Source organism: Porphyromonas levii, from assembly GCF_018206105.1.
Classification (GTDB): domain Bacteria; phylum Bacteroidota; class Bacteroidia; order Bacteroidales; family Porphyromonadaceae; genus Porphyromonas_A; species Porphyromonas_A levii.
This window is the reverse complement of the sequence record NZ_JADRGN010000007.1, coordinates 64057-72196: the sequence shown is the minus strand read 5'-3', so window position 1 is coordinate 72196 and position 8140 is coordinate 64057. Positions and strand designations below refer to the sequence as shown.

The 8140-nt window shown below is 46.4% G+C and carries 6 protein-coding genes and 1 tRNA gene; all 7 read left to right on the top strand.

The window, feature by feature from the left end:
- The first annotated feature begins 244 nt into the window (after positions 1-244).
- The 7 genes from IX315_RS02830 (at position 245) to IX315_RS02800 (ending at position 8138) form a co-directional block, all read left to right on the top strand.
- Positions 245-1300: an aminotransferase class I/II-fold pyridoxal phosphate-dependent enzyme gene (locus IX315_RS02830; RefSeq protein WP_156808713.1), complete on the top strand. Its 1056-nt coding sequence runs from the start codon at positions 245-247 to the stop codon at positions 1298-1300.
- Positions 1297-3579 carry a glycoside hydrolase family 20 protein gene (locus tag IX315_RS02825; protein WP_211833401.1) on the top strand — a complete coding sequence of 761 codons (2283 nt, stop codon included), beginning with the start codon at positions 1297-1299 and terminating at the stop codon, positions 3577-3579. The genes IX315_RS02830 and IX315_RS02825 overlap by 4 nt, the downstream gene beginning before the upstream one ends.
- Positions 3580-3754: 175 nt before the next feature.
- Positions 3755-6322, top strand: a complete 2568-nt coding sequence (gene clpB / locus IX315_RS02820) for an ATP-dependent chaperone ClpB (RefSeq protein WP_134849084.1) — start codon at positions 3755-3757, stop codon at positions 6320-6322.
- Between the two features lie 69 nt (positions 6323-6391).
- Positions 6392-6462: transfer RNA gene (locus tag IX315_RS02815), tRNA-Gln, on the top strand.
- A 200-nt stretch (positions 6463-6662) separates the two neighbouring features.
- Complete coding sequence (locus IX315_RS02810) at positions 6663-6986, top strand: FtsB family cell division protein (RefSeq protein ID WP_134849083.1); 324 nt, start codon at positions 6663-6665, stop codon at positions 6984-6986.
- Positions 6979-7386 (top strand): hypothetical protein, encoded by a 408-nt coding sequence (locus tag IX315_RS02805; protein WP_018358778.1) that lies wholly within the window; start codon positions 6979-6981, stop codon positions 7384-7386. The genes IX315_RS02810 and IX315_RS02805 overlap by 8 nt, the downstream gene beginning before the upstream one ends.
- Positions 7377-8138 (top strand): polyprenol monophosphomannose synthase, encoded by a 762-nt coding sequence (locus tag IX315_RS02800; protein ID WP_018358779.1) that lies wholly within the window; start codon positions 7377-7379, stop codon positions 8136-8138. Before IX315_RS02805 ends, IX315_RS02800 begins: the two co-directional genes overlap by 10 nt.
- Positions 8139-8140: the final 2 nt, after the last annotated feature.

Here is an 8140-nt window from a genome sequence, read left to right as displayed (position 1 = left end):
TGTACAGATAAATATTTTTATTCCTAGAGAAAAATAAATTTATTCCTAGGAATAAATTTTCTCGCTCTCGCTCGTCAAAATCACTGAGAGGTATACTAGCTTTGAGTGGGGTAGGGAGTAGAGGTTTGCTGTCGGTCTATGAGCGAGTAGTCGGTTTTGTCCAAAGAGGTGATATGTCGGGGATTATGGGTAAATTTGACCTCCAAAGGAGAAATGTATTTTTAATCACATGTTTACAGGGAATATGCATAAGAAAGAGAAGGGACAGGCAGAAGTGTCTCGTGAGGTGTATGACTTTGGCTCTATATCATGGAAAGGAGCTGATCTAACTGGTCTGAAAGAGCATCTTCTGACCAATATCGATCTCATCGAAGAGTATCCAGAGCGAGAAGCTGAGAGTATTGGTCGCTTGCTTTCTCGTCGTCTCGAGGTCAAGGAGGATCAAGTCATCGTTACCGACGGAGCCACAGGCGCATTGCACTTGATTGCGAGTGTCTCTAGGGGTGCTACTTCACTGATATTGCCTCCTACCAATCAGGAGTTTCGCCATGCGCTCAGTAGGGCAGGGCATACCATAAAGGAGGAGCGTGGGGTAAAGGATTTAAGTAAGCTTGATCTTGAGGGTATAGATTACCTATGGATTTGTAATCCCAATACCCCCGATGGTAGGCTGTTCAGTCGTAGATCTATCCTCACATTGCTCCGTGAGCATCCAGAGGTTACTGTGGTGGTAGACCTTTCGATGGCTAATTATGTGGTGGAGGATAATATTAAGGCTTCGGATATCAAAAAGTACCCTAACCTTATCGTTGTAGGTTCGTTTTCACGTGCCTTCAATGTCCCTGGTCTCCGCGTGGGCTATGCAGTAGCGGTGGCAGAGCGTATTAGTGCTTTCCATGAAAATTATACGCCTAGATGTGTAAGTACCTTGGCCCTGGAAGCAACTCGCTTTATACTACTTCATCCTGCACAGTTTACTATCCCAGTGCGCAAGTGGTTGAGAGACTCCATGGAGTTGGGCGAAAAGCTAGAGCAGAAGTGCGATGTTGAGGTTGTGTATGGAGCTACCCCATTTTTTATTGTGCGCATGAATAGAGGGAATGCTGAGGAGCTTGCCACCTTCCTGTGGGATGAGTATAGCATCAAGGTAGGCGTTAAGAGTAGCGACCTAGACCTCGAGCCCAATGAAGTACGTATATGCGGCTTTGTTTCGGCTCGTCCCAATGAGCTCCTAGTAGAGGCTATGACTGAGTATTTTTCACGTTTTGCAGATGCTGAGATAGAAGAGAAAGAGGCATGAAGATAAGAGTCTTTGTGATAGGAGCAGTGCTAATGGCGCTGCTCTTGTCGTGTAATAAATCGAGCGTCCAAGAGCTAAGCGAGCATCCTTCGCTAATTCCACTCCCCAACCAGTTGGAGTGGAAAAGTTTACGAGCTTTTACATTGGATAGTAAGAGTATGGTGTCCATTCCTGAGGAGGTGCCTAATAGAGAGTTACTTGTAGAGCAACTCAATGAGACTTTATCCGCCCATGGTTGGTCTCCCATAGCACTTACAACCAATGATGCTAAGGCAGCAATAAGAGTGGTTATGGATAAGGAGTTGCCTGAGGATACCTATACCTTAGATACAGATGCTTCTCAAAAGGTGCGCATTATAGCGGGTAGCACTGCAGCAGTGGGGTATGCGATACAAACTCTTAGGCAACTGGTAACGGATAAGGGTATTGCAGAGGTAAAGATTGCCGATGCTCCTCGGCTAGAGTACAGGGGAGTGATGCTGGATGTGAGTCGTCACTATATGAGTGTAGACTTTATCAAGCAGCTCCTCGATGAAATGCAGTACTACAAATTCAATCGTTTCCACTGGCACCTTGTAGACGCAGCTGGGTGGCGGCTTCAGATAAAGCAATATCCTGAGCTTACCGATAAGGCAGCCTACCGAACCGATACAGATTGGCAGAAGTGGTGGATAGAGAAAGATCGAAAGTATTTGGATAAGGATGCTCCTGGCGCTTATGGTGGCTACTATACCCAAGATGAGGCTAGGGAGATCGTAGCTTACGCAGCGGAGCGCGGTATCACGGTAATTCCTGAAATAGAGATGCCTGGTCACAGCGAGGAGGTACTCCATGTCTTCCCTCAGTTGAGCTGCAGTGGTAAGGCGCTTGAATATGAGAGTGATTTCTGCATAGGCAATGAGGAAAGTTTTACTTTCTTGGAGCACGTACTTGATGAGGTGATGGAGATTTTCCCCTCTGAATACATACATATAGGAGGAGATGAAGCAAGCAAAACTGCTTGGATGAGTTGCCCCAAGTGTACTGCATTGATGAAGCGTGAGGGGATGAAGGAGGTGGACGAACTTCAGAGCTATATGATTCATCGGATAGAGTCCTACCTCAATAGTAAAGGACGGCAGATTATTGGATGGGATGAAATCCTTGAGGGAGGACTAGCTCCCAAAGCTACTGTTATGAGCTGGAGGGGAGAAAAGGGCGGACTATCGGCTGCTCGCGCTGGGCATAAGGTAATCATGACACCGAATACTTACCTTTATCTTGATTATTATCAAGAAGATCCTACTGCATCGGAAAGAAAGCAGATAGGCGGCTTCGTGCCATTGGAGAAGACCTATAGCTATAATCCCATTTCTAGTGAACTGACCCCTGAAGAGCAGAAGTATATATATGGTGTACAGGGAAACCTTTGGACAGAGTATATTATGAATGAAGAGCATGCTCAATACATGCTTTTCCCAAGAGTACTTGCTTTAGCAGAAGTGGCGTGGACAAAACCAGAGTTGAAGGATTGGGAGAGCTTTCGTAAGAGAGTCAATGTGCATGTTCCTCAGCTACATGCAAGAGGTGTTAATAGTTATCCACTCTCTTCTCTTCTTAATATCAAGCATGAGATTAATTATGACCGTCAAGAATTTTCTGTAACCATGACCACTGAGCTCTATCCACATGAGATCCATTATCGTTTGGATGGAACTGTACCTACTATGGCAGATCCCATTTACACAGAGGGTGATACACTTACCATGCGTGATAGTATGACGCTTGTGGCAGGGATATTTAGAGATGGTCAGTTGCTCGGGGAGCCTACTCGGTTACGCCTGGATTACCACAAGGGGATAGGAAAAAAGGTGGAGTGGCAGCACGAACTCGGTGGAGGTTATCCTGCAGGAGGAGAGGAAACTGCTTTGCTAGACGGGCTGCGAGGGAGTATTACCTACCTTGATGGTCGTTGGCTCGGCAATGCCGCCACCCAAAGTACTATTGGTGTCATTGACCTTGGAGCATCTACTGAGCTGACTCAAGTGAGCACAAAGTGTATGCACGATATTGAACCTTGGATACACATGCCTGAGTGGGTAGAGCTATCTGTGTCTGCCGATGGCAAGGATTACCAAGTGGTAGATAGGGTATTATCACAGACCGACCCTAAGGATACACGTCTTAGGTTCGAGACATTTACCTTCTATCCCAATACAATGGCGAGGTATCTTAAGATAGAATACCACTTGCCTATCTCTCAAAAGTTCCTATTTGCGGATGAAATAGTGATGTGGTAGGAGACCATATCGCAAGATACGACATGTTATTTATGTAAGTGACTGGATGTGTAATTACTTCTGACAGAGTTTGAAGACAATGTTACATGGAGTGGCAGGCTTTTGGCCTGTCACTCCTTTCTTTTTGTCAGTTGGATAATGTTTTGCAGAACTAGGAGTAAAAATAGTAATAGATATGAATTGGGATAGATACACAATCAAGGCGCAGGAGATTCTGCAAAGTGCGATACAGAATGCACAGTCACTAGGGCAGCAGTCGATAGAGCCTCTGCACCTTCTAGTTGCTATCCTCACGGGTGGAGGGCATCTTGTGGAGGCGGTGTTGCCTCAGGCTAACAAGGTGCTTCAGGAAGCCGAGCAAGAGCTTGGTCATTTGCCCAAGGTGCAGGGTGGCGAACCTTATCTGAGTAATAACGCTGCAAAGCTCCTTCAGAGTGCTGAGAAACTATCGGAGCAGATGGGCGATAAGTATGTAGCTTTGGAACATTTGCTCCTCGCTATAGCAGAGCAAAAAGACATTGCTGGTAGACTTCTACAGAGCAGTGGTACTACGACACAACAATTAAGACAAAACATTATGAATATAAGAAACGGAGCAAAGGCGGATAACCCCAGTGCAGACAATACCTACGATGCTCTGGGTCAGTATGCCATTAACCTTTGCGAAAAAGCAAAGAATGGAAAGCTCGATCCTGTTATCGGGCGTGACGATGAGATTCGACGCGTACTACAGATATTGAGTAGGCGTACCAAAAATAACCCGATACTGATTGGTGAGCCAGGTGTCGGTAAGACCGCTATTGCTGAAGGCTTAGCAAGGCGTATCGTACGAGGTGATGTGCCTGAGAACCTCAAGACAAAACAGATTTTCTCTCTCGATATGGGTGCCCTCGTGGCTGGTGCCAAGTATAAGGGAGAGTTTGAAGAGCGGCTTAAGAGTGTGGTTAACGAGGTGAAGAAGTCTGAGGGAGAGGTGATCCTCTTTATCGATGAGATTCACGTACTCGTGGGTGCGGGTGGAGGCGAAGGTGCTATGGATGCAGCCAATATCCTCAAGCCTGCCCTTTCAAGAGGCGAAATACGTACCATCGGTGCTACTACATTGGATGAGTACCGTAAGTATTTTGAGAAAGACAAGGCGCTCGAACGTAGGTTCCAAGTGGTGATGGTCGATGAGCCAGATGAGCTTTCAAGTATTAGTATTCTGCGAGGACTCAAGGAGCGGTATGAAAACCACCATAAGGTGCGTATCCTCGACGATGCCATCATCGCTGCAGTGCGCCTATCTAGTAGGTATATTACCGATAGATTTTTGCCTGATAAGGCCATCGACCTTATGGATGAGGCTGCGGCAAGACTGAGGATGCAGGTAGATTCGCTCCCTGAGGAATTGGATGAGGTGCTCCGAAAGATGAAGCAGCTAGAGATAGAGCGCGAAGCCATCAAGATGGAAGGCGATACTGCCAAGGTCGCGCTCCTCGAAAAGGAGATTGCGGAGCTAAAGACGGAGCAATCCGAACTCACGAGTAAGTGGGATAGCGAAAAGGCTCAGATGGAGCTGATTCAGCAGAATAAGGCTGAGATTGAGCGCCTAAAGCTAGAGGCAGAACAGGCAGAGCGTGAGGGTAACTATGAGCGGGTGGCTATCATCCGATATGGCAAGCTGGAGGAACTCCAGAAAGGCATTGAGGAGGCTGAGCATAAACTACACGAAGTTCAGGGAGACGACGCTCTTATTAAGGAGGTCGTAGATGCTGAGGATATCGCAGAGGTGGTGTCTAAGTGGACCAATATCCCTGTATCACGTATGATGACTTCGGAACGAGAGAAGCTACTTCACTTGGAAGATGAGATGCATAAGCGGGTTGTAGGTCAGGATGAAGCAATAGAGGCTATTGCCAACGCTGTGCGACGGAGTAGGGCTGGGCTCCAAGATGCTCAGAAGCCTATAGGGTCGTTCTTGTTCCTTGGTACTACAGGGGTAGGAAAGACGGAGGTCGCTAGGGCGCTTGCCGAGCTTCTCTTTGATGATGAAAATATGATGACCCGTATCGATATGAGCGAGTATCAGGAGAAACACTCCGCTTCCCGCCTTGTGGGAGCGCCTCCAGGATATGTGGGCTATGAAGAAGGAGGACAGCTTACTGAAGCTATTCGCAGGAAGCCTTACTCTGTAGTGCTCTTTGATGAGATAGAGAAGGCACACCCCGATGTCTTTAATGTGCTTCTTCAGGTACTTGACGATGGACGTCTTACTGATAATAAGGGTAGAACAGTCAATTTCAAGAATACCATTATCATAATGACCTCTAATATGGGTTCGGATGTGATACAGCGTAATTTTGAGGAGGGCGCTCCTGATATGGTGGAGAAGACAGAACGACAGGTGTTGGCACTCCTCAGAGAGCGAATCAGACCCGAGTTCCTCAATCGTATTGATGAGACAATAGTCTTTCGTCCGCTTACCAAGGAGCAGATCGCTCAGGTAGTGCGTATCCAATTGGATAGAGTGGTAAAGACTTTGGCTGATAATAACCTCCAACTCACATATACGGATAGGGCTGTGGAGTATATCGCTACACTCGGATTCGACCCTCAGTATGGTGCCCGTCCTGTAAAACGTGTGATCCAAAGAGAGGTGCTCAACCCACTCTCTGTTGCTGTGCTCGAGGGGCAGGTCTCCAGCGACCAGCCTATTGAACTCGATTTTGAGAACGAAAAAGTGAAGTTTTTGTCTCGATAAGTTTGGTAGTTTAGATTTTTGTGGTATCTTTGCGCTCGTAAGAGAGGTAGAGATACCACACTTTATGACTGACTCATGGTGTAATGGTAGCACAACAGATTCTGGTCCTGTTTGTCAAGGTTCGAATCCTTGTGAGTCAACTATTAGAAGCTGCGAAGAGTGCCAAGCGCTCCTTGTAGCTTTTTCTTTTGCTCCTCTTTATAAGAGAAGAAGCTTCAATTATTTGGTGTGAGGAGAGTGGAAGAGCTGGAAGTGTCTGATTTCGCTCTCGTTTAGAGGAAGTCCCAATCAATATACACTGTGGCAAAGTCCCTGAATTGTGGTATCTTTGGGGTGTATTATGAGTAGTGTTTTTCGTAAAATCATTCGCCCTATCGGGTGGCTATGGCAATGGCTCAGGAAGGTAAACCCTTTCCTGCTCCTTACTATTGTCTTTGTTATCGTCGTGGTGATTCCTAGTGAGTATAGTATTTGGAATCAACTTAAGTATAGTAGAGAGATAGCTCGACAAGAGCGAGAGATAAGGCAGCTGGAAGAGCGTATTGAGCGTGCGACAGCTGCGAAGCAGGCTCTAGTAGTTGAACGAGATAGATTGGAGAAGTTTGCTCGTGAACGCTACTTGATGAAAGAGGAGGATGAGGATATTTATTTGATTGATGAGTAATAACAAATACAATAGCAAGCCAGAAGGTAGGGTGCACTCTACCGTATTTCAGCAGGTGCTACTGACGATAGGCCCTATTTTGGTGGTAATTGGGGCTATAATATATAGTTTCCCACTGCTTACTGCATATGCTGGTTGGGTGATAGCATTAGGTGGTGTGCTTGGGGCTTTGGGGGCATTACTCCTGTCTATTAGAGGACGAGAGGGAAGTGCACGAGTAAGGCGTTTGGATCGCATGATCTTTTTGGGGCTATTGATGTTTATTGTATCGGGAGGGTTTATGATACAGGGGTCGAGTTCGTGGCTAGTTATCTTGGCTGTTGGTACAGTATTTTATATTTATTCGGTATTTGCCAAGGATAGGGCGTTGAAAAAAGAGGATCAGAAAAGATGGAAATAGAGGATAGACGGTTGGTGGTCATTCCGACTTACAATGAGATTGAAAATATTCGCGCCATACTCGAGGCTGTGATGAGCCTAGAGCTGGCGTTTGATGTCTTGGTCGTAGATGATAATTCGCCCGACGGAACAGCTGCAGAGGTGTTTAAGCTTATGGAGGAGTATCCTCAGCGGATTCATATCCTCCAACGACAGGGCAAGCAGGGACTCGGGACAGCCTATATTGCTGGTTTTAAATGGGCACTGGTGCAGGGGTATGACTATATCCTAGAGATGGATGCCGACTTCAGCCATAATCCTGAGGATTTGATTAGACTCTATAGGGCTTGTGCTGAGGAGGGTGCGGATCTCTCAATTGGCTCGCGATACGTTAACGGTGTAAATGTGGTGAACTGGCCACTAGGTCGTGTATTGATGTCTTACTTCGCCTCTAAGTATGTCCGTGTAGTAACAGGGATGGGTATCAATGATGCAACGGCAGGTTTTGTATGCTACAAAGCAGAGGTATTGAGAACCATTGACCTTGATGATGTACGTTTCAAGGGCTATGGCTTCCAGATAGAGATGAAGTACACTGCACTATTATGCGGCTTTGTCCTTAAAGAAGTGCCGATTATCTTTGTGAATCGTGTGCTGGGTACGAGCAAGATGAATACGAGTATCTTTGGAGAAGCGTTCTTTGGAGTAATGAAACTTCGTTGGTGGAGTTGGGTGCGAAAGTTTCCACAGAAGGGGACAATAGAAAGGAAGTAGCT